General features: G+C 64.4%; 19 protein-coding genes and 3 pseudogenes. 12 read left to right on the top strand and 10 right to left on the bottom strand.

Going from position 1 to position 24,523, the window contains the following annotated elements; translation table 11 throughout:
• Positions 1-155: 155 nt before the first annotated feature.
• Positions 156-938, top strand: a complete 783-nt coding sequence (locus K1T34_RS40140; RefSeq protein ID WP_220239920.1) for a hypothetical protein — start codon at positions 156-158, stop codon at positions 936-938.
• Between the two features lie 135 nt (positions 939-1,073).
• Here the strand turns inward: K1T34_RS40140 and K1T34_RS40135 are convergent, their stop codons facing one another.
• Positions 1,074-1,340, bottom strand: a complete 267-nt coding sequence (locus K1T34_RS40135; RefSeq protein WP_220239919.1) for a hypothetical protein — start codon at positions 1,338-1,340, stop codon at positions 1,074-1,076.
• Between K1T34_RS40135 and K1T34_RS53870 the strand changes: the two are divergent.
• The 5 genes and pseudogenes from K1T34_RS53870 to K1T34_RS54820 all read left to right on the top strand — a co-directional run.
• Positions 1,227-1,475: pseudogene (locus K1T34_RS53870) on the top strand (transposase); the annotation flags it as partial. The gene K1T34_RS40135 and the pseudogene K1T34_RS53870 overlap by 114 nt on opposite strands.
• 568 nt (positions 1,476-2,043) lie before the next feature.
• On the top strand, positions 2,044-2,208 hold the full coding sequence (locus K1T34_RS40130; RefSeq protein WP_220239918.1) for a hypothetical protein: 165 nt from the start codon (positions 2,044-2,046) through the stop codon (positions 2,206-2,208).
• 429 nt (positions 2,209-2,637) lie between these two features.
• Positions 2,638-5,922, top strand: a complete 3,285-nt coding sequence (locus K1T34_RS40125; protein WP_220239917.1) for a hypothetical protein — start codon at positions 2,638-2,640, stop codon at positions 5,920-5,922.
• A gap of 3 nt (positions 5,923-5,925) precedes the next feature.
• Positions 5,926-7,521 carry an ATP-binding protein gene (locus K1T34_RS40120; protein ID WP_220239916.1) on the top strand — a complete coding sequence of 532 codons (1,596 nt, stop codon included), beginning with the start codon at positions 5,926-5,928 and terminating at the stop codon, positions 7,519-7,521.
• A 190-nt stretch (positions 7,522-7,711) separates the two neighbouring features.
• A pseudogene (locus K1T34_RS54820) lies at positions 7,712-7,914 on the top strand (IS701 family transposase); the annotation flags it as partial.
• 218 nt (positions 7,915-8,132) lie between these two features.
• On the opposite strand, the gene K1T34_RS40115 reads toward K1T34_RS54820, so the two are convergent.
• From K1T34_RS40115 to K1T34_RS40100, 4 genes are read right to left on the bottom strand one after another with little or no spacing between them, the layout of a single operon-like run.
• Entirely contained in the window at positions 8,133-11,198 is a 3,066-nt protein-coding gene (locus K1T34_RS40115; protein WP_220239915.1) for a type I restriction endonuclease subunit R, read from the bottom strand.
• Entirely contained in the window at positions 11,195-12,436 is a 1,242-nt protein-coding gene (locus tag K1T34_RS40110) for a restriction endonuclease subunit S (protein WP_220239914.1), read from the bottom strand. The genes K1T34_RS40115 and K1T34_RS40110 overlap by 4 nt, the downstream gene beginning before the upstream one ends.
• The gene (locus tag K1T34_RS40105) at positions 12,433-13,242 is read right to left on the bottom strand and encodes a hypothetical protein (protein ID WP_220239913.1); all 810 of its coding nucleotides are present in this window, start codon (positions 13,240-13,242) and stop codon (positions 12,433-12,435) included. The genes K1T34_RS40110 and K1T34_RS40105 overlap by 4 nt, the downstream gene beginning before the upstream one ends.
• A complete protein-coding gene (locus K1T34_RS40100) occupies positions 13,229-14,923 on the bottom strand; it encodes a type I restriction-modification system subunit M (protein ID WP_220239912.1) in 1,695 nt (564 codons plus the stop codon). The genes K1T34_RS40105 and K1T34_RS40100 overlap by 14 nt, the downstream gene beginning before the upstream one ends.
• A 185-nt stretch (positions 14,924-15,108) precedes the next feature.
• Here K1T34_RS40100 and K1T34_RS54815 point away from each other — a divergent pair.
• The 5 genes and pseudogenes from K1T34_RS54815 to K1T34_RS40075 all read left to right on the top strand — a co-directional run.
• Positions 15,109-15,561, top strand: a pseudogene (locus K1T34_RS54815) (transposase); the annotation flags it as partial.
• A gap of 248 nt (positions 15,562-15,809) precedes the next feature.
• Complete coding sequence (locus tag K1T34_RS40090) at positions 15,810-16,295, top strand: hypothetical protein (RefSeq protein ID WP_220239911.1); 486 nt, start codon at positions 15,810-15,812, stop codon at positions 16,293-16,295.
• A complete protein-coding gene (locus tag K1T34_RS40085) occupies positions 16,292-16,924 on the top strand; it encodes a DUF3558 domain-containing protein (protein WP_220239910.1) in 633 nt (210 codons plus the stop codon). Before K1T34_RS40090 ends, K1T34_RS40085 begins: the two co-directional genes overlap by 4 nt.
• Positions 16,924-18,294, top strand: coding sequence for a hypothetical protein (locus tag K1T34_RS40080; RefSeq protein ID WP_220239909.1), 1,371 nt, complete (start codon positions 16,924-16,926; stop codon positions 18,292-18,294). The genes K1T34_RS40085 and K1T34_RS40080 overlap by 1 nt, the downstream gene beginning before the upstream one ends.
• Positions 18,295-18,303: 9 nt before the next feature.
• Positions 18,304-19,068 carry an ESX secretion-associated protein EspG gene (locus K1T34_RS40075; protein WP_220239908.1) on the top strand — a complete coding sequence of 255 codons (765 nt, stop codon included), beginning with the start codon at positions 18,304-18,306 and terminating at the stop codon, positions 19,066-19,068.
• A 276-nt stretch (positions 19,069-19,344) separates the two neighbouring features.
• Here K1T34_RS40075 and K1T34_RS40070 read toward each other — a convergent pair whose 3' ends face one another.
• Together K1T34_RS40070 and K1T34_RS40065 are read right to left on the bottom strand one after the other, a co-directional pair.
• Positions 19,345-19,743: an ArsR family transcriptional regulator gene (locus K1T34_RS40070; RefSeq protein WP_220239907.1), complete on the bottom strand. Its 399-nt coding sequence runs from the start codon at positions 19,741-19,743 to the stop codon at positions 19,345-19,347.
• A 232-nt stretch (positions 19,744-19,975) separates the two neighbouring features.
• Positions 19,976-20,422 (bottom strand): hypothetical protein, encoded by a 447-nt coding sequence (locus K1T34_RS40065; RefSeq protein WP_220239906.1) that lies wholly within the window; start codon positions 20,420-20,422, stop codon positions 19,976-19,978.
• Between the two features lie 161 nt (positions 20,423-20,583).
• On the opposite strand from K1T34_RS40065, the gene K1T34_RS40060 reads away from it, so the two are divergent.
• On the top strand, positions 20,584-22,053 hold the full coding sequence (locus tag K1T34_RS40060) for a helix-turn-helix transcriptional regulator (RefSeq protein WP_220239905.1): 1,470 nt from the start codon (positions 20,584-20,586) through the stop codon (positions 22,051-22,053).
• Here K1T34_RS40060 and K1T34_RS40055 read toward each other — a convergent pair.
• From K1T34_RS40055 to K1T34_RS40045, 3 genes are all read right to left on the bottom strand, one after another.
• Positions 22,042-22,392 carry a cupin domain-containing protein gene (locus K1T34_RS40055; protein WP_220239904.1) on the bottom strand — a complete coding sequence of 117 codons (351 nt, stop codon included), beginning with the start codon at positions 22,390-22,392 and terminating at the stop codon, positions 22,042-22,044. The two genes, K1T34_RS40060 and K1T34_RS40055, sit on opposite strands and share 12 nt — an antisense overlap.
• Positions 22,389-23,948, bottom strand: coding sequence for a transcriptional regulator (locus tag K1T34_RS40050; RefSeq protein WP_255637906.1), 1,560 nt, complete (start codon positions 23,946-23,948; stop codon positions 22,389-22,391). The genes K1T34_RS40055 and K1T34_RS40050 overlap by 4 nt, the downstream gene beginning before the upstream one ends.
• 111 nt (positions 23,949-24,059) lie before the next feature.
• Positions 24,060-24,440, bottom strand: coding sequence for a helix-turn-helix domain-containing protein (locus tag K1T34_RS40045; protein WP_220239903.1), 381 nt, complete (start codon positions 24,438-24,440; stop codon positions 24,060-24,062).
• Positions 24,441-24,523: the final 83 nt, after the last annotated feature.

The following is a 24,523-nucleotide window of genomic DNA, read 5'->3' as shown; positions in this document are numbered from 1 at the left end:
AGAACAATCCACGATCACCAAGGCACCGCAAAGCCACCGATCGGGTGATCACGATCCACAAGAGACATACACCCCGCACTATGTCCGCTTTGTCACGATAGGACGCCGACCTGCAGCAACGCCGGGTGTGCCGAACGGACCAGCGGCTGCTCCGCTTGGTCCAGACCGTCGACAAGACGTTACAAAGCACCGGTAACGAACATCGACAGCTGGCCGATCCAGTGATCGACATCGCTCCCCATCGACTCGAAGGATCACCCGTGACCGAGGAAGTTCCGGTGCTCACGGAAGTACCCGCCGTCGCGACGCCGCAGGGTCGTTCACGCCCGGTTTCCCTCGTGATCGCCGCCGCGATCGGTCTTGCCATCGGTGCGGCGGGCGTCGGCATCCCGTGGCTGTTGACCGCGCACGACTCCGGAGTCGTCAGCGGCCTACCGCTCAAAGCGCCTGACACGCTCGGCGGCGTGGACAGGGCCGACGTGCAACCGGTGAAGCTCAAGGACGACTTCGCGCACCGCCAGTTCGCCCAGCGCAACGCCACCAACGACCGTGAGAACACCACCCGCGTTTCGGCCGCGTACGGTGCGCCGGCGGTGGTGCAGACCTACACCGCGGTCAACTTCTCGCACTCGTTCACGCTCACCGCGATCCGCACCCACGCTCCCGGGCTCGCGATCGCCTATGAGGACAAAGACAACGGCTTGGCCGCACCCACCAACGAACTCCGCCAGGTCGGCGACGTGTCCTGCGTCCTGCGCAACAACCTGACCCCGCTCGACGAGAAACTCACCCCCGACAAGACCTCGGTCTTCCTGTGCCAGCGCACGGATCCCGGCTTCACCATCCAGCTCAAACCCCTCGGCGACGACACCAAGGAATACCGCGACCCCACCGTCTGCGCGGCCATGATCGACGAAGCCTGGACCAAACTGCACTGACCCCTACCGTTGACGCGACCGTCTGCGGCCAGGGGGGTTGAAGTCCTGAAGATGCACGACCCCGACCAAGAGTTCACGCCCCTAGGGACTTGATCTCCCAGGTGTCCGAGGAGAGCGATGCTCGAGGCCGGTGGATCAGCCGGCGGAGTATGTACCTTCCCGGTGATCGAGTAGAGGTCCCAAACAAACCGAGGTTGGCGCGTCGGTTGGGACGGCGAGCCCGTACTCACCGTAGTCCCCGGCCCCGCATCCGATGACAACGACCGCCCAGCTACGGGCGATGCGTCGTTGATCGACCAGAGCGTCCACGAGGGCACCCGCCGGCTGCTGGCCGAGGCACTCCAGGCAGAGGTCGACGCCTCCATCGCCGCGTTCACCGACCAGCGCGACGAGCACGGCCATCGCCTGGTCGTGTATAACGGCTGCCACCGGCCCCGTGAGGTACTGACCCGCGCCGGCTCGGTGGAGGTGACCGCTCCGCGAGTCACCGACAGGCGCGTCGACCCTGAAACGAGCGAACGCCAGCGGTTCGCTTCGGCGACCTCCCGTGCCGAGGCTGGCTACCGGCGAAGACAAGCTGGCGTTCAACGACAATCCGGCCGAGCACTGGATCCATGTACGCACCGCCACCCCGATCGAACTGGCCTTCACCACGGTGCGGCCCGCACGAACGTCATCAAGCGACCGGGTTCACAGGGTGCAGGGTAGCAATCGCGTTCAAACTCATCGAGTCTGCCCAGACCCGCTGGCAGGCGGTCACGCATTTCCCGCCCGAGGTTGACGACTCCGGCTATGTGGCTAGTGCGCGTGTCCGTAAGGGTCTTGAACCCCCACGCCGCTGAGCAGCGCATCTTCTGACCACAAGCTACAGCTTGCAGATAAAACTCCTGGTCAGGGAACTGCCTGTGTGTCCGAGGACGATCTTGCACGTTAACCACAACGCTTCCACTCAGTCCGCCAAGCAGCCCTTAAGCTGATCACCTGAGTAGCATTCAAAGCTCGGTCAGCTTGTTTCCAGCTGGCCACAAAGCTCCGGCGTGCTCAGGACGCCACCTTCCGCCGACGTAGGCATCACCGTCGGAACTGCCAGGTGCTGACTGGGACAGTGACCAGCAACAACCTAATGGACGGCGTGCGGTCCCTGCTGGCCGGCGACGCTGGCTTCGCCCTGCTGTACTTCGCGGGACATGGCGTCCCAGTGGACGACGTCGTCCTGGTCACCAGCGCCGGCCAGGGCGAGACGCCCAGAGTCCTTTCGCCGAGGTGTTGACGATCGCCCGGAACTCGCAGGTCAAGGAGATCCTGGTGATCCTCGACTGTTGTTCTCCGAGGGTTCCGCGGCACCGTCGTCACTCTCACGGACGCGGCCGTCCTGCGCAGCGGGATGTCGATTTTGACCGCCAGCCGCGATGACCAGTACTCGCCGATTCCGGCGGCCGCAGCCCGCTATCCACCCACCTGGAAGGGAGCGCTCGACGGCGGCGCTGCCGACGTTCTCGGCCACGTCGCCGTCGCCGGTCGGCCGTGTTTTGGCGCCCCACACACCCTCGCGGTCTTCCTGCCGTCCTAGCTGCGGTTCGTCGCTGCACTGCCGCCGTCCGACTTTTCTCAGGCACTGCCAACGACAGGATCTTCCGGGCGGAGGTGTTAAGTTTCCAGTATTCGCTGGCCCGACTGACGAAGGCGTGTGACGAGCAGAATGCCTGAATCCCTGCCCCCGTCCGTTGTTATGCGCCTCCGCGACCGGCATGCCCTGCTGTGGACGTGCCAGGTTCGTGACCTGGTTGCTGGCGCGGAACCGCACGACTACTCCGTCGACGAGACGGCGGCGGCCCTGCGGTACCGCCTGCAGCCCGACCCGCTTGATCTGCGCGTTGCGTCCTTGTACTGGGAGGCGGCGTGGCTGGAGGGCGCGGCGAGCCCTCTGCTGCCGGCGCTCAGGGCCGCGGCGCAGGCCGTGAAGCCGGAGGCTCGGCAGATCGTCGTGCTCGCGGCCGATGACGATGCCTCCGCGGATCTGTCCTCGCGCGAGTTCCTGCCTGTCTGCGTGTTGCCCGGCGTGCTCGATCCTGAAGCGCCGGCGGCCATCCGCTACGGCGCGGTTCGCGCGCGCGTGCGGAAGCGGATCGCGTGGAGTCTTGCGAAGAGGCTTGGGCAGTACCCAGGCCGGGTTTTGGTCGTCCTCGGCGCCCGGACAGACGATGACCTGGACTTGCTGTCCGAAGTCCTCGAGGACTGCCCAATCGTCGACCTGGAGGTACTGCTCGTCTGGCCACCGGACGCGCCACCGCCGGGCCTGCACACGAGTGCGTCGATCGTTCTCCACGTCTGGCGCGGGACGCAGGACGATCTCTTCACGGCCATGGACGAGGCCGGCGCCCCACAGACCACCGCCGTATCGCGGTACACCGTGCGTATGGGAAACCGCGCTTTGGCTTTGGGTGCCCGAGACGTCGACCGGATCCTCGGCCGGTTCGCGCTTGTCACCGAGGAGCACATCGCGCCGCCGTCAACATTCACCATGCAAAACCTGCTCGCTTTCCTGGACGGCAGTCTGGAGGATTGGTCGGCATACGGCATTGGCCTGCCGATCGGACGGGACTACCGGTCACAGGACAAGACCCTGCCTGAAGACGTGCTCGCGACGCTTAGGCAGGTGCAGGAGGGCTCGGGGACCGCGACGACCTATGTCATGCGGCTTCCCGCCGAGCCCGGTGCAGGGGCGACCACCCTACTCCGGGAGGCGGCGTACGCCGCCTCCCGGGAAGGGTTCCCTGCTCTCGTTCTCCGTCCCGAGCAGATTGCCATCGAATTCGAAGACCTGCTGGCCTTCGCCACCACGCTCTCGGAGGGGGCTCTCACCCTCGGCCTCGACCACGCACCGCCGCTGCTCGTTGTCATCGACGTCGACCACTTTCAGCGCGGGATCACCGCCCGTAGCGTCGTGAGCGCACTCGCCCGGCACGGACGGTCGGCTGTTGTCCTGCACGCCGTCACGGCGCAGGAAGCGGTCGGCGAGGTCGAACGCCGGGGGCGACGAACCGCAGTGCTACCCGTCCTGCGGGCGGACCTGGGTAACGACGAAGTTGAGCGGTGCCAGGTCACTTTGTCCCGGATCGTGGAGCGATGGGAACTTGAGGTGACTGCGCCGTCCCTTCACCAGTGGCAGCGGTACAACCAGGCGACCCGGTGGCTACACGGCGACAATGGCCCGGCGGAGACGTTGTTCTGGGTAGCGCTGAGGTTCTTCTTCACCCAGGGGATGGCGATGACCGATGCCGAGCAGGCAGAGAGCTTCCTGAGAAGATGGATCACACAGCGCAGCGAGACGATCGAAGACCTGTCAGTGCGCGACATCCTGACGTACGTGGCCGCAATGTCGACATTCCGCCTTCCGAGCCCACTGTGGACTGTTGTCCGTCCTGCAGTGGGGGGCACCTATCCGTCGGAGCTCTCTGCGGCCATCCGCCAACTCGACGGCATCGCGGCGTGGGGTGGAGCGGCCAAGGGCCTCGACGAGGAGGTTCTGAGGTTCCTGCACCCCGCAGTCGCATCGGCCTATCTGGAGCACCACGCTGGCGCACATTCGCCCGAGGAGCGGATTCAGCTGCTCGCGCCTGTCCTCGGAGCCCTGTCGCCGGGGAGTCGCGCGGACTTCTGGGTGGCCGAGTCGCTAGCGAAGGACGTCCTTGCTCCGAGATTTGAGGACCGTGTTCAGGACTGGGACTGGCGGCTGCGGACCTTTGAGCTCATCCCGCCTGCGATCCGGGACCAGAGCAAGACCGTCCTGCACCACTGGGCGCGGTCATTGTACAAATCGGCTGACCAGAACAAGCCCCGTCTCGAAATCGGCGAGCGGCTCAAGCGGTACGAGAGTGCCGTGGGCAAGTTGGAGAGGGCGACAAGCCTGCCTCGCCGCTCCGGCCGCGACGAAGTCCCCAGCCACCTCTACAACACGCTCGGAACGGCGTTCTGCCGCCTTGCACCCGCTCTGCAGGAGGCAGGCCGCGTGACCGAGGCCGAAGCGGCGTGGGACAGTGCCTGTGCGGCTTTCGAGAAGGCGATCGAGCTCTCCGGGGGCACCAATATGGAAGCCCTCCTCGCCTTCAGTCGCCGACTGATCGAGCACGCGCAGGCCGCCAGCGCTGAGGAACAGGCGGTCAAGGCATCAGATGTGACGCAGGCACTGGAATTGCTCGACGAGGCCGACGACGTCGCGGCGAACAACCTGATACCCGACCCGACTTGGACCGATCAGATAGCGATCTCCCGCGCCCAAGCGTTCTCCCTGCTCGGCGAGGAGCTCGGCGAGTCCTACCTGGATGAGCTAATCAATTCTGCCGATCCCGAACTTGGGTACTACTGCAAGGCCCGCTTGCGGCTGCGGTACGACGAGGACGCGCGCGGTCCTGCCGATGCACTCGCCATCCTTGACGAGGCGGAGCGAGCCGGGGTGCAGCCGCGATCCCGCACGGTGCGTTTACGCATCTCCCTGCTCTGGCGCCAGCCCGTTCAAGAGCGTGACTTTCACGAGCTCAAGAAACTATACCGGCAGCTGGACGTCGAACCGTTCGAGACACCTCGCCCGCTCGATCTCTTCCGTTACGCCGTGCTCTGTTACCAGACTGGCGACTACAGCGAAGGGGCAGAACGTTTCCGGCAGTTACGGGCACAGTTCCGCGGTGAGGACCTCTCAGGCATCCGCATGTACGACATCTGGAGGGACTCTGCCAACCCGGAACAGGCCCAGCTGACCCAGATGCGCGTGGACCGGCGGATCACCGAGTGGCGGGCGCAAGGCTATTTGCTCGACCTGCACCAAACCGTGCCGTTCCGGCCGCGGCACTTCTCGCCGCCCCCGGATCGCGGTCAGGTCGTCACCTGTGCGATCCGCTTCGAGTCGAACGGGCCCTTGGCCGTACCGCCTCGTTTTGTCGCGTCGAGCACCGGTGATCGGCGGCAGGCGCCGCCGGCTGCCCTGTAGCCGGTGGAGTCAGAGGAGCTGAGCAGCTCGCAGCGTGACTTGCTGGAGCTGCTCCACAAGGCCGCTGTGGGACCGAACAATTATCGGGCCGTGCTGCTCACCGGTCCGCCCGGAGCTGGTAAGCGGACGCTTGCTCGTTGCTTCGCGGACGACCTGAGGGTGGAGTTCACGGAGATCGCGGCTAGAGACTCCGTCGAGTCCCTGTCCGAAATACTCTGCGGTACGCGGGCAGAAGCAGAGCAAGCCGGTGACAACGGGGTCGCACCTGGGCTCCTCGGTCGAGAGAGCCCCACCGTACTTTTCCTGGCAGGCTTACAGGGTGCCCCACGAGGTTTCGCGCAGCGGTTGCGGATGATCATCGCGGAACGGCGATACACCGACATGCGAGGAGTGGGGTGGCACGTCGCCGACGACATCCTGATCGTCGGTTCGCGGCACGTCGCCGCCGATTCCGAGATTCCGCAGGATCACTGGTTGTGGGGGGCCTTCGCCCGGCGCCTCGATGTTCCGGTCCCGACTGCGGAACCCTGCCTCGTGACCATCGCGGGCAGCATGCTGACGTCACTGGTCGGGCGGTCCACCCTCACCGACGACGACGATCTGCCCGCACTGCTAGGATCGACAGCAGGCGCTGGCGACCACCTACATCTGCTGCGCCGGGTGCTCGAGAGCGCGTGCGCCCACGACCCGAACCGGCCAGTCGGGTCGGCAGCGGTGCTTGCGGCGCTCTCTCACGATGCGCGGTGGCTGCTGAGCCAGGTGTCTTACCGCGGGGAGGAAGTTTCCGAGGAGGACTTAAGGTCCTGGCTGGACCAGTTCCCAAGTAACTTGCAGCCTCTCGCGCTGCAGCTCTTCCGTTCGGTCGTGGGGCGATACTTCATCGGTGTGGCCGAGTTCCACCAAGCACTCGAGCACCTCATCCGCACGTCCGGGATCCCCGCCTTCGACCGGGTGTCGTTCTGCCGGTGGCAACAGGACGGTCAAAGCGGGCCGAGCATGGCGCATGCCCTCAAGAACCAGGCCAACTGGAAGTGTTTCGACGACCTGAACCTGATGGATGAAGACCGGCTGTGGTCGGATTTCGCTGGCACGCCACCGGACTGGTTCGTCATCACCGATGATGCTGTCGGGTCGGGCGGGACCTTGCGCACCTGCACCGCGGGGGAGGACGCACCTGTGAAGCGCCTTCTCCGGCGGTTTCCTGACGCAAAACTGAGGATCCTGGTCGTGGCCGCCTTCGAGGCCGCGCTGCAGGACGTTGTCAGCGATCTTTCGGCTTTTCAACACCGAGTGGAGATAGGCACGTACAAGCGGCTCACGGACCGCGACAGGTGTTTTACCGAAAGCAGCGAAATCATCACCGACCTAGGACTCCGCGACCGGCTCTTGGAGTACTGTCTGAACAGCGGCCGGCTGCAAATGGCCAGGAAGAACCGCTTGGGTTACCAGGAAATGGCGGCTCTAGTGGTCTTCCACAACACCGTGCCCAATTTCAGCTTGCCACTCCTATGGCGCACCAGTGAGCGTTGGCGCCCCCTCTTCCCGGCGTCAGGCCTTAACCGTCCTGTCAGCTCCGCGAAACCAGCACCTTCACCCTGAGACTGGCAGCCGCGTCGGAGACCTCGACCGGGCAACCAACAGCCGCACGGTCCGAACTGAAAGATCGTGGACGACCGCCGTGCGACTGTTCCTCGGTAGAGGCCAGGCGTTCGGTGCGGTAGCGGATTGATGGCCCGCTGCCGTGTAGAGAATCGTCGAGCCCGTCCGAAGTCCGAAGTCGCAGGCGCCCTGCCGCAATGGCGCCCACGCGCAGCGGATCTGCGATTAGGCTGTCGTTGACATCCGCCCCTGCGCCCATCGGAAGTCGGTCACTGGCTGCTTGCCCGCCGGCCAGTCAGCGACCCCGCCGAGATCGCCTACTATATTCGCTTTGGCCCCGCGGCAACCAACCTGCAAGAAATGGTGCGCGTCGCCGGAAGTCGCTGGGCGATCGCCAGTCTATGCCGCGGGCGCGGGTGCGGGTGCGGGTGCGGGCCGAGCGAAATGGCAAGCGCCTGCGGTGGGCCCGGCCGCGGCCGGATGAGCGGGTGGTGATGCGGTGGTCGTCGCACCGGTCCTCGAACCATGCACCAACAAGCCAGAATTGAGATCAAATAGCGGATATAACAGTCGGACCGGAAAGGCCAGGTGACCCATGGTGGTGGTGTCTCTCAGACCAACCCGGAGAAGCGCTCGAAGTATTCGGTCAGCTTCGCGATGACGCGCTCCTTCTTGGCGCCGAGGTTGTTGTGCTTCGCGAAGCGCGAAACCGGCGGCAGGACCCGGGTGATCGCCGTTCCGTTGGTTGCGATCGCGCCGTCGTGGAAGGCCGCTTCTATAAACGACTTCGTCTGCTCGGGCCGAAGGCGCTCGGCGTCGATGATTTCGGCGAGTTCGGCTTCCCGTCGTTTGGTGACGAATATGCGCCAGTCGTCGCTGACCTCGCCGGTGACCGACATGGAGTCGACGAAGTCCATGATCAGGTCCTTCTTGTTCCGAAGCGATGGGCTGGCATCGACAGCGTCCTCGATGGAACGCAGCGGCGTACTGGCTTCCTCGCCCATCTTGGCCTGGCCCTCATCACGCCACCTTTGCACCAGCATCAGGATGTAGTCGATGTTGACTTCAACCTGCTTGATGAGCTCGATCTCGAAGACGACATCGTCAAGGATCGACTCCTTCTTGGTGGTGTCGCGCTTGCGGTGCGTCTCCCATAGTGCGTTGTAGACGCTCGTATAGTTCTGCAGTTGCCTCGGTGGCAACGACTCATCGTGAGCGAACTCGTCGAAGGAGGTCAGGATGTTGCGCAGTTTGAGGATCTGACCGAAGGTTGCGACGAACGCCTTCTCCTGGGCTTTCCCGAATGGCTCGGTTCCGGGCGGGCACTGCTCTAGGATTTGCTCGACCAGGCTGACGTACGCGGCGTGGTAGTAGGTGTACGGCTTGAGTAGCACCACTCCACGGGCCTCGGAGTTGCTGAAGAGCACCAGCGCGTCGTCGACGGCCTTCTCCAGATTACGGAAGCAGACGATGTTGCCGTAGGCCTTGACCGAGTTGAGGATCCGGTTGGTGCGGGAGAACGCTTGGATCAGTCCGTGGGACTTGAGGTTCTTGTCCACCCACAGAGTGTTCAGTGTGGTTGCGTCGAACCCAGTCAGGAACATATTGACCACGATTACCACGTCGACCTCACGATCCTTCACTCGACGCGCGAGGTCCTTGTAATAGTTCTCGAACTTCGCCGCCGAGGTGTCGTACGTCGTGCCGAAGGCGGCATTGTAGTCGCTGATCGCGCGTTCGAGGAAGTCGCGGGAGGAGGCGTCGAGCTGGTCCGCGTCCAACGCCTCGTCATCGAGGATGCCGCCGATTTCCTCGTCCTCGTTGATCGCGTAGCTGAAGATCGTGGCGATCTTCAGCGGCTGGTAGGACGGGTCTGCGGCTGCGCGCTCGGTCTGCTGCCGGGCGAACTCGTCGTAGTATGTCTTCAATGCAGAGATTGACGCGGTCGCCAGCATCGAGTTGAAGCCACGCACCCTCTTCTCACCCAGGCTGTAACCCTGGGTGCGCATGGTCTTGGTATCGAAGTGGTCGAGGACATATTCCACGATCTTCCGAATTCGCTCGGGGTGGCGCAGCACTTCTTCGGTGTCGATCCCGGCAACCTGCTTGTCTTCGACGTTGTCTGCAGCCCGCACGGTGTTTTGGTAGGAGACGCGGAAGGGTAGTACGTTCCCGTCGTTAATCGCGTCCACGATCGTGTAGCTGTGCAGTCGGTCGCCGAAGATCTTCTCGGTAGTGTCCTTTGTCGCCCCGCTGGCGTTCTGCGGGAAGATCGGGGTGCCGGTGAACCCGAAGAGGTGGGAGCGGCGGAACGCTTTGCGCACCGCGGCCCCCATGTCCCCGAACTGGCTCCGGTGGCACTCGTCGAAGATCAATACCACGTGACCCTTGGTGATCTCGTGGCCTTTGTTCTGCTCGATGAACCGTGACAGCTTCTGGATCGTTGTGACGATGATTGAGGCGTTGTGGTCTTGGAGTCGCCGCTTGAGCTCGGCGGTCGAGCGTGACCCGTTGACCGAGTCCTTCTCGAAGCGGTTGTACTCCAGCATCGTCTGGTAGTCGAGGTCTTTGCGATCCACCACGAAGAGAACCTTGTCGATACCCTCCATCTTCGACGCGAGCTGCGCGGTTTTGAAAGATGTCAGCGTCTTTCCCGACCCGGTGGTATGCCAGATATAGCCGCCGGCCTCCGGCCCGGTCGCCTTGGCGTTCGCCGAGGACACCACCCGTCGCAGGATCCGCTCGGCCGCCACGATCTGGTAAGGCCGCATCACCAGCAGGGTGCGGGAGACGTCGAAGACGCAGTACTTCGTCAGCACGCTCAGCAGCGTGTGCTTGGCGAAGAATGTTCGTGTGAACGCGGTCAGGTCGCCGATGCGCCGGTTCTTCGCATCGGTCCACCACGAGGTGAACTCGAACGAGTTCGATGTCTGCTTCCGACCACGCTTGCCGCCCTCGGACTCAGCCACCTTCCGCGCACGAGTCGTGTTCGCGTAATACTTGGTATGCGTGCCGTTGGAGATCACGAAGAGCTGGACGTACTCGAACAGTCCGGCATCGGCCCAGAACGACTCCCGCTGGTAGCGGTTGATCTGGTTGAACGCCTCCTTCAACGGCACCCCGCGCCGCTTCAGCTCCATATGCACCAGCGGCAACCCGTTGACCAGGATCGTCACGTCATAGCGGTGCTTGCGACCTGTCCACGCATCCTCACCGACCGTCTCGTACTGGTTGATCACCTGGAGTCGGTTGGCATGGATGTTCGACTTGTCAATCAGCTTGATGTTCTTGCTCGTGCCGTCGTCGCGCGCGAGGACCTGGATGGGGTCCTCCTGGATGCGCGCAGTCTTCTCGACGATGCCCTCATTCTTCGAGGCTACCTTCTTGGTGAAAAACCATTTCCACTCGTCGTCGCTGAAGACCACATCGTTCAACAGCTCCAACTGACGACGAAGGTTCACCTCCAGATCAGCCGATGACGCGATGTGAAATCGCTCGTACGCCTGTTGCCCCAGCATCTTGATGAACTCGGCTTCAAGCTCCGCCTCAGACTGGTAGCCCTGATCGCTGCCACCGTCCGGTTCGTACGTCGCGACCACCGTCGCCTCGTCGCTCACCGCGATCGGCTCGTACCGCAGCGCCGAGTCCGGTGTCTCCAAACTGCTGCGCTGGCTCACGCCACCCGCTCCTTGAACGTCAGCAACTTGTCCCGGTAGTACTCATACTGCTTCCGCCGAGCCTCGATCTCCGCCGGCAAGCCGATGGACAGGTCACTAATCAGAGCATCGAACCCGTCAAGGATGGCGACGACGCGGTCCTGTTGTTCGCGTTGCGGAACCGGGATTTTGATCTGAGCCAGTCCACCGCTCGAGAGCCGCTTGACCTTCGCCCGAGAGACATGCCGTTCCTTCTGAGCATGGAACGCAGCGGTCTGGAGGTAGTACGAAACGAACTTCGGGTTCATCTCGTGGCGGTATGCAAAGGTGTCGTCGTGAATCGCCACCTCGCCCAACCCTAGCCACGCAACTGCCTTACCGACGTCTTCGACGGTCTCTCCAACCCCAGCAATGACGACGTCGCCGGGCTGCGCGAAACGAAGTTGACTTGCCATGTCTTCACGCACGTGTGAGACCGTTTTCGGCGTTGCCACCCCGTAGTCGGTATAGATCTCACCGTAGTGGATCGCCTCCACGCCAGCGGCGACTATATCATTCTTCGTAAAGCGTCGTCCCCGGAAGAACGTGCCGACCTCGCCCATAGGCTCCCACCTGATGTCCTCTCTCCCACGAAAAGCCAGGAGGTGGTCGCGGTAGTGCTCGTACTGGTGCGTGCGGGCTTGCAGCTCGGCTTGCAGCTCGGCTTGCAGCTCGGCTTGCAGCTCTTCCATATTGCCAATAATTTCGGCGATTCTGTGCTGAACATGTAGGTCAGGCACTGGGATTCTGATCCGCGCAAGGTCAACTCCAGAAACCCGCTTGACCTTCGTGCCAGTGATAAATCTCTGTTTCTGCGACTGGAATGCGTCGGCCTGGAATAAGTATGCAATGTAGAGCGGATCGAGATTGTGAGAGTAGACGTAGGCGTCACCACTGATGACGATCTCCTCGCGACCGACCCAAGCAACGGCTTTGCAAACGTCCTCGTCGTTCTCGCTAGTCGTCGCGATCACGAGGTCGCCGGGTTTCGCGTGGCGGAGCTTCACGGCGAGGTCGGGCGTCGTGAATGATTTGGTAACCGCAGTCGATGTTCCATAGGTCGTGAAGACTTGACCGTAGTGGATCGCACCCACGCCTTCGTCGGTCAGGTCCTTCTTCTGGAGGCCGTTGCCTCGGGTGAACGTGCCGATGTCACCAAGCTCTTTGAACTCGACGCCGTTCGGGCAATGCTCTGCGATCAGCCTGTCGATCTCACTCATGACGCCATCGCCCCGCTTGAAGGCACATCCAACTTGTTTATATTCCAACCAAGTGCATCGATGGCCTGCTTCATCTCCTGATCACTGGCGACATTTCGAATGATTCCGATGACCAAGCGCCTGCAGGGATGGTACTTCTGCAAAGCAACTTCCTCACTTGAGTCGCCATGGACAATGTCGCTCAATTCTTCGAACAATTTGTATCCGTCACTGGAGAAGACTGGCGGAATAATGTGGTGTTTCTCGTCGACCTCTTTCAGGAGGTTGCGAAACGGCTTGCGTCCGCCATTCTTCCCGGTGGTGGAGATGCCTGCGATGTCGGCGACCTGCTTCGTAATCGCTTCGAAGATCTTCCGTAGATATACCATAGCTCCCGCACCGAGTTGCTCCTCGTAGGCAAGCTGTGCGCGCTCCAACAGATCATCGAAGTCGCCGACGCCGACGCCGACCCGACTCGCCAAGCCTCGTCGGTTGTCCACATACCGTTCCAGCCGAACGGTCGGCGCTTGCTCGTACAGCCCATCCCTGGAGACCACGAGAAACCAGGCTTCTATGGTCGCCTCGCATATCGGGCACTTGAGGCACGCGTCGATGCTCACCACACGGTCACCGACACCCAAACAGGACAGCTTGTCACCCGACATGAACGTCCGAACGTCGTCACAGGTCTTGCACTTGAAGTTGATGGCGACCTTGCCGACCTCGATCGTCTTGTGTTTTCCCCACGCCAGGTGGCTGTTAAGGAATCGCTCGACCTGCGCTTCCTCGTTGGCGGGAGCCTTGGACAGCAGGTCAGACAGTCGCATCGTCGGATTCGAGGTCGGCGACAACGGCGTCGATCTGAGTGCGCAGCTCGGCCTGCCGGGCAACGATCTGGACGATCTCGGCGTTCAACACCTTGATGTCGATCGCTTCGCGGGTGTCCTCGGCCTCGACGTAGGAGCTGACGGCGATGTTGTAACTGTTGTCGCGGATGGTCTCATAGTTGACCAAGGTCGCGAAGTAAGCGACGGCCTCGCGGCGGGTGAATGCCTCCAGGATCTTGATCTGGTGGTCGGCGGTGAGCTTGTTCTTGTTGCCCTGGCGCGTGAACTCGGCTGAGGCGTCAATGAAGAGTACCTGGTTGTCGGTCTTCGACTTCTTCAGCACGATGATGCAGGTCGCGATCGTCACCCCGAAGAAGAGGTCCGGTGGGAGCTGGATGACGGTGTCGACGTAGTTGTTGTCAATGAGGTACTTGCGGATCTTCTGCTCCGCGCCCCCGCGGTAGAGCACCCCGGGGAACTCGACGATCGCGGCGGTGCCGTTGACTGCCAGCCACGACAGCATGTGCATCGTGAACGCCAGGTCAGCCTTCGATTTCGGCGCCAGTACACCGGCGGGGGCGTACCGCTCGTCGTTGATCAGCAGCGGGTTCGAGTCGCCTTCCCAGCGGGTGGAGTAGGGCGGGTTGGAGACGATCGCTTCGAACGGCTCGTCGTCCCAGTGGTACGGGTCGATCAGCGTGTCGCCATGCGCGATGTCGAACTTCTCGTACGGGATGTCGTGCAGGAACATGTTGATCCGGCACAGGTTGTAGGTGGTCAGGTTGATCTCCTGACCGAAGTAGCCCTGCCGGACCCCATTGGGCAGCACCTTCTTGAACTTCAGCAGCAGCGAACCCGAGCCGCAGGCGGGGTCGTAGACCTTGTTCACCTCGGTCTTGCCGACCACGGTGATCCTAGCGAGCAGCTCGGAGACCTCCTGCGGTGTGTAGTATTCCCCGCCAGACTTGCCGGCCGAGGACGCGTACATCTGCATCAGGTACTCATACGCGTCGCCGAATAGGTCGATGGTGTTCTCGTTGAACTCGCCGTTGCCGAAGTTCAGCGACCCGATCGCGTCGAGGAGCTTGACCAGCTTCTCGTTGCGCTTCGCGACGGTGGGGCCGAGCTTGCCGCTGTTGACGTCTAGGTCGGCGAAAAGGCCCTTGATGTCGTCCTCGGAAGCGGTGCCGATGGCGCTGGCTTCGATGTTGGTGAACACCCGTGTCAGAGTCTCGTTGAGGTTCTCGTCCTTACTGGCCCGCTCACGCACGTTCGCGAAGAGGTCCTGCGGCAGGATGAAGAAGCCCTTCTCCTTGGCCGTCTCCTCGCGCCCGAGCTCGGCGTCGGCGTTGGACAGGTAGCGGTAGTCGAAGCCCTCGTTGCCTGCACTGCGCTCAGCCTCGTTGAGGTAGGCCGTCAGGTTCTCGGAGATGAATCGGTAGAACAGCATCCCCAGCACATACGTCTTGAAGTCCCAGCCGTCCACACTTCCACGCAGGTCGTTGGCGATCTTCCAGATCACCCGGTGAAGTTCGGCTCGCTCCCGCTCCTTCTTGCGGTCCTCAGCAGTGATGGTCCAGGCTGGCTCTGTCGTCACAAGGTGAAGTCTTACCAGAGCGCGCCGACATCTCGCGTCGCCGATGGCCGAAAGCACTTGCAAACATGCCAACGTGAAGCTCATCGTTACCTGTCGACGTGCTTCGGGTGACACGACCCAGTCCGTGGCCGCCGGCACGCGGCGATCCCAAGCTCGAAGTTCCTCGGCAGGTCCATGGCCCTCGCGCCGCCGCTTCCCGTGTCGGGCCCGAAGGGGCGTCCGCGGGTTGATGACCGTCGGGTGCTCAACGGGATGTATTCAAGGCCAAGACCGGTGTCGCGTGGCGGGACCTGCCGGAGCGGTATGGGCCGTGGAAGACCGTGTACAACCGGTTCTGGCGCTGGTTGCGCACCGGGACTCTCACGATGCTGGTGACGCAGGTGCGAGTGATCGCCGATGCGATCGACGAGCTCGACCGGGAGGTCTCGGTCGACTCCAGCATCGTGCGGGTGTACCGGCACGCTGCCGTCGCCCGCCGCGCCTCACACAGGGGGAGGCCAGGCCGTGCGCCGGACACAGCGAGCCAGATGATCATGCTCTCGGCCGGTCCCGGGGCGGAGACACCACCAAGATCCACCTCGCCTGCCACGGTCACGGGCGACCGCGTAAAGCGCACCAAGGTTGGCCTCCGACGCCTCCCCGATGGCTACTCACGGACATCAGTCGACCACTTACCGTGCAACACCGCGCGCACGGGTAACAACGCGGCCATTTGGGTGTAGTCCAGTGAAAGCCTCTCATCAGGAGTGCTTTGGGCCGTGCGGCCTGGTCGTGCGTGCGACCAGGCCCCGACGCGCCGGGCCTGACTCGGTCGCAGCCTGTAAGGCCCGGGCTGGGACCGGCGGCCAGCACGTGTTGCACAGTTGACCACCCCGCCGTGAGTGATCAGTTACTGTGACAGACGGAGCTGCCATCGGATGGGCGGGCTCCGACGTGTGGCTGACGTGTGTCAAACGAGGGGTGCACCACCATGGCGCAGCAGGCGCCTGCGGCAGGCAGCTGGCTAGCAGGGCTGGACTTCAATATCACCGATGCTTTCGGCGCAGCGACCGCCGCAGGGTCCGCGGTGGGCGGTGGAGCTGGCGCCGGCGGGGCCGCGGTGTCGAGCGGTCAGGGGTTCACTCTCAGTCGCGATGAGGCGACTGCCATGCTCAAAGACGCGCAGGGCATTCGCGACGATCTCGCGAAGATGATCCCGGTCGCGGAGCGGTTGACGCACTTGAGTCCGCCTGCAGCCGACCCGGCGAGCAACGGCTACAACAACCTCCTGACCGGATCAGGCGGACAGGTCGGCGCGTTCGGATACGGTCTCGGACACGTTCAGCGTGAGCACGACTACGTCGGAGAGCTGATCAGCCGGTTGGAGAAGGCTCTGGGCATCACGCAGGACTCTGATAGCAATGCCACCACAGACGTGAACAAGGCCGCAAACAGCGGCGGAGGGATGATCGGATGATTTCGCGGAACTTCGTCGTGACCTGCGGTTCCGTCGTTGTTGCGGTGGTGTTGGCCGGTTGCAGCTCGGGATCTCCGAATCCGAACACAAGTCCCTCGGCGAGTGCACCCACTGATTCTGCGCAGAATGTGTCGCTGCCGTATGCCGGTGCACCGAAGGTCTCGAACCCGTTGCAGTCGTCGCTTCTGGGTGCCCAGCCATGCCAGGAAGGTCTGACGTCGAGTCAGCTGACCGACGTTCTCGGCAAGGTCGTGGCGGGCTCGCCCACGACGACGGCCGGCCTCGGGCCGAGTTGCACCTGGACGAACAGTGAAAAGGGTTCGTCCGTCGATGTCGCGTACGACACCGCCACGAATGATGGCTTGAGCAGCTGGTATCAGAACACTAAGCCGAAGGCTGTGGTTTGGCAGCCGACTCAGGTGCAGGGTTTTCCCGCGGTCGCGCACGTGACGAACGGCGGCGCACCCGACGAGTTCTGCCAGGTCACGATCGGCATCAACGATCAGCGAACGATTGACGTGTCGGTCGGCCTTGGCCCCGCGAAAAAGGGCAAGCTCAACCCGTGTCAGGCGGCCGAGCAGGTCGCCGACATGGTGATGACGAACCTGAGGCAGAAGGCCGGTTCGTAATGGGGTTCTTCGGTTGGGTAGGTGACACCGCCAAGGCGGTCGGGCACGGCCTTGAAGACGCAGCTGACTGGGCTGGTGACCGGCTCAGCGATGTGGGCAACTGGTTCGGCGACCTGTACCACGGGAATCTCGGCGAACAGACCGTTCCGGCTTCTAATTTGGTGCAGATGGTCATGGCGAGTAAAGGTGCTCCGGAGTGGCACGATGGCAGCGCGCAGGCGTCGCAATTGGCGCAGCAGCACGCGGAAATGAGCGGTCGCGTGCAGCAGCTGAGTTCGAATCTGGAGTCGGTGTGGACCGGCGGCGGAGCGGATGCGGCGCAGGCTCGGATCAGACCGCTTGCGGACGTATCCCAATCGGCTTCCGAGACGTTCACGTCCAACTCACGGAACGTCAGCGACCTGGCGCATGGGTTCGACGAGCTGAAGTCCTCATTGCAGCCGATGCCGGCGAATCCGCCGCACAAGAACTTCTTCGACGAGGCAGCCTGGTGGCAAACCGACACGGAGAAGCAGATCCAGGACTACAACAACGTCAGTCAACAGAACCTCCAGAAATACCAGGGGTACGCGGCCCACGCGCAGACCGCCGGTCAGGGGCTGAAGAGCGATTACGGGCAGCTGGCGGACTTCGGCGGCGGGAACGTCACGATCGGCTCCGGGCACCCTGTCCCCGGCCAGCGGTCTGGGCCGAACTCCCACGACACGACCGCCAGCGGCCCGGGCAGCTCTGCTGGCTACCAGCCCTCGACCGGTGGCTCGTCGCCGACGTTCACGCAGGGACAGGGTCCGACGGTCCCTGCAACCAACGGGCCTAGCGCGACCACGCCCGTTGGTTTCCAGCCCGGCAGCGGGCCGGGCGACGGGACGGCGACCTCGGGGTGGACTCCGCCATCCACGAATCCGACCGGCGGGCCGAGCTGGGCTCCCCCGTCGTCGCTGCCGCCCGGCGGCGGTAGCAGCGGCGGCAACTCGTGGTCGCCGGGTGGCGTCAGTGGGTTCGGCCCGACCAGCGGGTTTGGTGGTGGCGGTTTCGGTGGTGAATCGGGCGGCGTGAGCGGTGGTGGCCGAGCGGGCGGCTCGGCCGGCCGGCTGGGCGCCGGTTCCGGCGCCGGTGCTGGTGCGGAGGAATCGATGGGGCGTGGAGGAGCCGGTGTGGGCGCGCGCGGCGCCGCTGGTGCTCGGGGTTCGTCAGGGATGGGCGGCATGGGTGGTGCCGGTAAGGGCGGCAAAGGTGAGGAGGACAAGGAGCATCAGCGCAAGTACGTGCTGGAGGACGACTCCGCGTTTGACATCGTCGACGACGAGGACGGCCGGCTGCGTGACCCGTGGTCCGGGCTCCCGCCGACCCCGCCGACGATCGGCGGCTGAGACACGACGATGACGATCATCGACAAGCCGGTCCGGATGCCGCGATCGGCGTTCTTCGTCGCGTGGAATCTGGCCGAGCTGGGCGAACTCCCGGCTGTGGTCGACCCGGACGACAGTTACTCGACAGCTGAGTTCGCCAAGGAACTCACCAGGCGCTCGCTGTCCCGGTTCACCGCGCTGCGCCTGGCCACAGATGACGGTCGGCTCACCCCGGAGTTCCGCGCGACGCTCAGCCTATTGGCCGGGCCCGAGCGGGAGTTCTACTCGTGGACCGCGTTCGGAAGCCACCCGGATGACAACGGCGCCGTCTTCGTGGCCGCGGCCGGCCCGGACGCGGTGCGGCTGATCACCGACAACCGGTCGATCCAGCTCGACCCGATCGGGCCCCGCCACGTAGCGGCCAGCCTGGTGGACACCTTGCCGGGCTTCGCGCCCGCCCGCATCCAGCAGCTGAGGGTGCCGACTGCCTATCTCGAAGGCACGGATGCTGATCCGATGTCGGAGCTGTCCGGAGTGGCCGATGTGATGCGGCACCTGATGCGCGCCGAGCGCGTAGCAGTGCACAAGCTCTACGCCGCGATCCGCGACGGGGACGGCGACCGAGTCCGCAGCACCCCGTTGACCGTGTACGACCTGGCCCCCACGGGCCGGGTCCTGGCTTTCACCAGCGACACGAACGACGGTGAGCTGGAAGCCAACATGTGCACGGGCAGCCGTACCAACCTGATCGACGCGCTCAACCTCACCCACGACGGCCTCGCCGTAGCCCGGTAAAGCCGGTATCCGGCCGGCGCAGTCAACTTGCGCCGGCCGGGCCGACTCGGCCGTTCCGCTCGGATGGTCGCGAGGGGTGCGACGCCGGAACAGCCAAGACTCAGCGCCCGTCACCGGGCCGTACTGACGGTCTCCCGTCCCGGGCGATCTCGGCTATCGCAGTCCGAGTTGCCGTCACGGCCGTCACACGGCCTGTGACAGCGACAAACGCGGGTTGACCTGCGACAACGCCTGCGTGACGGCTGTGACAGCTCGACGGGAGTCCCGTCACAACCGTCACGAGCAGCCGTCTTCAGACGGTTTAGCGCATCGGGCCACACCCGTCACAGCACACCGGATGGGCGGAGCGCGCCGCGCAGTGACGAGTTCGGCGGCTGTGCTCGCGACAGCCCGCAGCGCCGTCACGTGCTCGGCCAGCCGGTCGAGTCCGAGCGGTATCAAACGGAGCACCAGGCTACCTCTCTCGAACCGGGTCTCCACGTATCCGGCGGCGCGCAGGGTCATCAGGTGGGACGCGAGACTCCGCCCGCCCACGCCCAGAGCGTTCCCGACCACCACAGCCCTGCGCCAGCGCATGTCCGCCAGCTGGCACAGTACGAACAGCCGCACCGGCAGGAGCAGCAGCGGGTCCAGCTCACGTTGAAACGCCGGCTCGATCGGCGGGCTCGGCGTCATCGCTCGATCGCCTCCCGGTCGGCGTCGCCCGGGGTGGGCGCGAGGCGGAGGCAGGTCACGCACGGCATCCCGACCGGACGTTCCAACAACTCAAGCTCGCTCCGGCCGAACATCGCGCCGCAATACGCGGTCAGCCGTTCAGGCGCCGAACCCCCTGCTGGGAGCGGGAAGACGTGGACGACGCGGCGGGATTCGCCGACCGTGCCGGACAGCGGGCGCGCTATGAAGACCGTCATCGGGTCGGCCGCCGGTGATGGTGGTCGGCGGGAACGGGCGCGCTCGGGGTACTGCCCGTTCCCGCCGACGTGGTGGTCCGGCTGTCCTGCTCGGAAATGAGCCGCACGCGTTGAGGCGGACGCGGCGGCAGGACAGCCGGAGTCTGGAGACGACCGACGACGCGACGCCAGCGCGACGGCTTGCGATGGGAGGCGGGTTCGGGCGACGGCGTGGCCGTGCGGAGCCAGACCAGCGACTTGCAGGTAGCGCACGGCCGACCGGGAGGCATCAGGCAGGAGTGGAACAGCACATCGCGGCCGCAGAGCGTGCGGTAGCGGCCTTCGTGGCGCGCGATGCCATCGGCCAGAGCCTCGTCGGTGACGGCGTGGTCCAGGTTGTCTGCCACGCAACGGTGCCAGGTCACGTACAAGCGCGAGCCGTGTTCGCCGCTGGTCACGTCCACCCCCTGGTCTTTGGATCTGTCGAAATCATCCAATCCGGAGAGGCGGGCGTGGCCCAGAGCGGAAACGTTGATGTTTCGCGGCGGGGATGTGGCACTTGGAGCATTTACCTGCAATGACAGCTGCTACGCTCTGATCACGTCAGCCGGGATGAGGTGGTCGAGTGGTCAGCGTTCGTCGGCGCGAGGAGCTTGTTTCAGCGCGTAAGGCGGCCGGGCTGACTCAGGAGAACCTTGCCGAGGTAATGGGCGTCGACCGCACGACGGTCATCCGGTGGGAAGCCGGCGACTACGCGCCCCTGCCGTACCAGTGGCCGAAGCTGGCCAAGGTTCTCGGCCGCACCGCAGACGAGCTGCGCGAACTGATCGACCTGCATCCGCTGCACGGGACGGCGGAGCTTGGCTCGGCGCTTGAGCCTGTGTTCGGCTGGCTGGACCGGCACGCCGGCTGGTCTCCCGGCACTGCACGCGGACGCGTGGCAACCGCCGCGTCGGTGAAGCCGCATTCCGACGCGCCGGCCGGTCGGAGTCGTGTTGCAGCCGCCTTGGCGAACTATTACAGCGACTCGGTTCCCGGGCATGTGCTGTATGCCGCGCGCTGCGGACAGGTTGAGGTCGCGACCAGCGTCCTGACCCGACCGGACTGGCTGGACCTTGCTTGCCCGTTGACGGCCGAGAACGACCGGATTGTTTTGTCTGCCAACGAGAGTGCGGCACGTGAGCCGATCGACGAAGTCGGGGCGGTTCGGCGGCTTGCCGAAGCCTCGGCCGACGACGTGCGCATCGCGGACGTGCCGCTGTATCGGCTCACGGACGTGCAGATCCGACCGGAAATGGTCGGCGGCGACGTCCACGTGGTGCCATTCGTCGAGTACGCCCTGAGCATGGATCTTCTCGAACGGGAGCTACACGATAGCCGCGCGGTACAACCGGGTCGGATGCCGCTCCGGGACCGGTACCTGCCTGATCTTCAGGCCGTGCTCGACCTTCCGGGACGGCTTTGCGCTGGTGGCGTGCTCGCGTTGACGGCGTTCGCACGGCCCGCCGATCCGTTCCGCGGTGAAGCGGACTACCTCCTGCTGGTGCAGGAGCGCTCGCGGCACGTGGTGAACGCGGCTCGCAGGCTGGCCGTCATCCCGAAAAGCTTCCACGGGCCGCTCGCCGATCAACGCACCGACGCGCGGATCGGCGCCACGCTGCGCCGCGAGCTGGAAGAAGAGCTGTTCGGCAGGAGCGACGTCGACCGGACAACCGGCATCCAGCGGGCCGCCGATCCCATGCACCCGGCCCGGCTCTCGGCGCCGATGCGGTGGTTGACCGACCAGCCCGGCCGGTTGCGGATGGAGTGCACTGGGTTCGGGTTCAACCTGGTCAGCGGGAACTACGAGTTCGCCAGCCTGGTCGTGATCGATGATGAGGAGTTCTGGCCGCGGTTCGGCGGTGACGTCGAAGCGAACTGGGAGGCCGCCGGGCTGCGGCAGTACTCGACGCTCGACGGAGACCTGATCACCGAACTGATCGGTGACGAAACCTGGAGTAATGAGGGATTGTTCGCATTTCTCCAGGGCCTGCGTCGGCTCTCCGAGATCGGCGGTGAGCGGGTGAGGATTCGCGCGGTCGAATTAGGTCGCTGACGGCCAGCGGACCGTCAAGACAACCGAATCCGCCAATGCTTCCCAGGAATGGTCGATTCCCGGGCCCCACATGAGGTAATCACCCGGTCGTTTCATGACCTTGCTCCCGCCGGTGACTTCCACTCGGAACTCACCTGAGACGAGCATCACCAGCGTGATTCGCTGGTCGTCTGAGGTCCACTCGGGACGCTTTTCGCCCGCAGGATGGTTGGCCCACTTGACTTCCACGTCTTTCGACGAGCGAACACCCTGCGACGGATCAATGAAGTGGCCGACCAGCCAGCCGCGTGTGTCCGCCGCGTCTTCGTTGGCGTTGCCGGCGGTCCAACCGTCAGTCACTGGCTGATCTCCCATTCGATCGCAGGTAGTTTCACGCGCTCTCCGCCGATTTCCGCAAGGCGCCTGAGCCCTTGCGACATGGCGAACAATCCTTCGTTGCTCCACGCTACATCACCCAGCAACTCGGTGACGAGCTCGTCGTCGGTAGTCGAATACTGACGAAGAGTTGCGGATTCCCAGTTTGCTTCGACCACTCCCCCGTAGCGTGCCCAAAACTCTTCGTCGTCGATGACGATCAGGCTGGCGAACTCGTAGTTTCCGCTGACGAGGTTCAGGCCGAACCCCGTGCACTCCATCCGCAGCCGGCCGGGCTGCGCCATGAGCCAGCTCATCGGCTCGGTGAGCTTGGTTGGGTGCAGTGGGTCGGCCGCCAGCATGTCGCTCAGGGTGTTGTCGATGTCGGGCCGGCCGAACAGCTCTTCTTCCATCTCACGGCGGAGTGTCATGCCCACCTGCGCGTCGCGGCGGAGGTCGGTCAGCGGCTGATGGAAGCCCTTCGGTATCACCGCGAGCCGGCGCGCCGCGTTCAGCACGTTGCCGGACCGCTCTTGGACCAGTAGCAAGTAGTTGGCGTCTCCGCGATACGGGTCGGCGGGCCGGGCGATCGCCGTCAGCGCAAGGACGCCGCCCGCGCAGAGCCGCTCGCCGACGGCGAGCACCGAGCGGAGGTCCGGCAGGTAACGGTCTCTGAGTGGCATGGCTGTCGAGCCCGCGGCCACCGCGTCGACCAGTTCACCTTCGAGAAGGTCGGCCGTCAGCGCGTAGTGCACGAACTGGGACACGCCGAACGTGCCACGAAGCTGGTGTTCACGGATGTCCGTGCTCGTGAGCCGGTAGATCGGGCTGTCCGTGAGCCGGGTGTTCATGGACAGCGTCTCGGCGAGTCGCTGAACGGCGCGGTCGGCGGCGCGGTCGTCCAGGTCGAGGTCGGCTTCCGGCTGTGCGCTTGGCACCCGGAGCCGGTCATACGGCGGACGAAGCTCGCAATCCAGGTCGAGCCAGTCTGCGCAGGTCAGAACGCTGGTGTTCAAGGCGAGATCACCACATTGCGCCGTGTACAGGCCGTAGTCGTCGAGCCGGCTGCCGTAGTAGGCGGTCAGCGCGGCCGCGAGGTCGCGTTGGCTGACCCAACCACGCCGCGTCCCACGGTCTTGAAGCTCTTGGGCGTCGATGCGGGCGAGACGATCGGCAACAGCGCGACGCGCGATACCCGGCGTCCAGTGCGCGTGACGGTCGAGCCACTCCAGTGCGGCGCCGATGTGAGGGTCGGCGTCCAGGCGTTCGTCAGCCTCGCTCGACGCGGTCGTCGAGGCGCTGGCCGGCGCGTCGCGGGTCAACGCGCCGAACCGGTCGCGCTCGGCGTCCGACGCCTGCGCCAACGCCGTGTCCAAGACCTGTTGCATGTCTGACTGCGGTCGAAGATCCGGTTTCTTGTGCCACGACCCGACCGTGCGAGCGCTGATTCCCAGGCGTTCGGCGAAGCGCTCTTGACTCAGCCGCAATGCCGACTGCAATGCCGTCGCCGTGCGTCCCGTCCATCCCCCGGCCGGATTCATTGCACTCCCGAATGTCGGTGATCTGCGGTGGTTGTGCGGTGATGCTGCGGTGCTTGTGCATGGGTTGCAAGGCCGTTCCAGCCTTGAATTGAAGGCATGGAAAAGACCTCGCTAACGCTTCGGCCGGATGTGATCGACCACGGTCGCCAGGCTTGTTTGAACGTCTTCGAGCCGGTCCGTGATCTCGGCCAGCCGCTGTTCAAGCGCGTCCAATCGGCACGCGAGCTCGTTGCCGTCGTCGGCCGGCTCGTCCGGGTGCGGCGGCGTGCGGCTCTGCAGCACGGCCAGCAGATGCCGCGGGTGCCAGCCCAACGTCGTCGACAGCGCTTCGAGCGTCCGGGCGCTGCGGCGCCGCTCGACAACGTGGTGCTGAAGCTCGCGCACCGTCGCTTGCGACACGTGCGATCGCTCGGCCAGCTCACGTTGCCGCCAGCCCAGTTCCCGCACGCGCATGTCGATCGCCTTCGCGACCGCCGCCCAGTCCTCCGTCACGTATTCCTCCGCGCTCCGCCTCAGCGCCGAGATTAGCGGCTTTTCAACCGTTCATTAGCGCCGCGGGTGCGTGTTGCTGCGGC

It is taken from the genome of Amycolatopsis sp. DSM 110486 (assembly GCF_019468465.1).
Taxonomy (GTDB): Bacteria; Actinomycetota; Actinomycetes; order Mycobacteriales; family Pseudonocardiaceae; genus Amycolatopsis.
This window is presented reverse-complemented; position numbering and strand designations above follow the sequence as displayed.

What these genes read in the sequence shown, in the direction of transcription:
- K1T34_RS40100 (WP_220239912.1), bottom strand. Translation starts at nt 14,923, where the DNA reads ATGAGCTTCACGTTGGCATGTTTGCAAGTGCTTTCGGCCATCGGCGAC.
- K1T34_RS40070 (WP_220239907.1), bottom strand. Translation starts at nt 19,743, where the DNA reads ATGACGCCGAGCCCGCCGATCGAGCCGGCGTTTCAACGTGAGCTGGAC.
- K1T34_RS40075 (WP_220239908.1), top strand. Translation starts at nt 18,304, where the DNA reads ATGACGATCATCGACAAGCCGGTCCGGATGCCGCGATCGGCGTTCTTC.
- K1T34_RS40085 (WP_220239910.1), top strand. Translation starts at nt 16,292, where the DNA reads ATGATTTCGCGGAACTTCGTCGTGACCTGCGGTTCCGTCGTTGTTGCG.
- K1T34_RS40110 (WP_220239914.1), bottom strand. Translation starts at nt 12,436, where the DNA reads ATGAGTGAGATCGACAGGCTGATCGCAGAGCATTGCCCGAACGGCGTC.
- K1T34_RS40090 (WP_220239911.1), top strand. Translation starts at nt 15,810, where the DNA reads ATGGCGCAGCAGGCGCCTGCGGCAGGCAGCTGGCTAGCAGGGCTGGAC.
- K1T34_RS40105 (WP_220239913.1), bottom strand. Translation starts at nt 13,242, where the DNA reads ATGCGACTGTCTGACCTGCTGTCCAAGGCTCCCGCCAACGAGGAAGCG.
- K1T34_RS40080 (WP_220239909.1), top strand. Translation starts at nt 16,924, where the DNA reads ATGGGGTTCTTCGGTTGGGTAGGTGACACCGCCAAGGCGGTCGGGCAC.
- K1T34_RS40135 (WP_220239919.1), bottom strand. Translation starts at nt 1,340, where the DNA reads ATGGCCGTGCTCGTCGCGCTGGTCGGTGAACGCGGCGATGGAGGCGTC.
- K1T34_RS40050 (WP_255637906.1), bottom strand. Translation starts at nt 23,948, where the DNA reads ATGAATCCGGCCGGGGGATGGACGGGACGCACGGCGACGGCATTGCAG.
- K1T34_RS40125 (WP_220239917.1), top strand. Translation starts at nt 2,638, where the DNA reads ATGCCTGAATCCCTGCCCCCGTCCGTTGTTATGCGCCTCCGCGACCGG.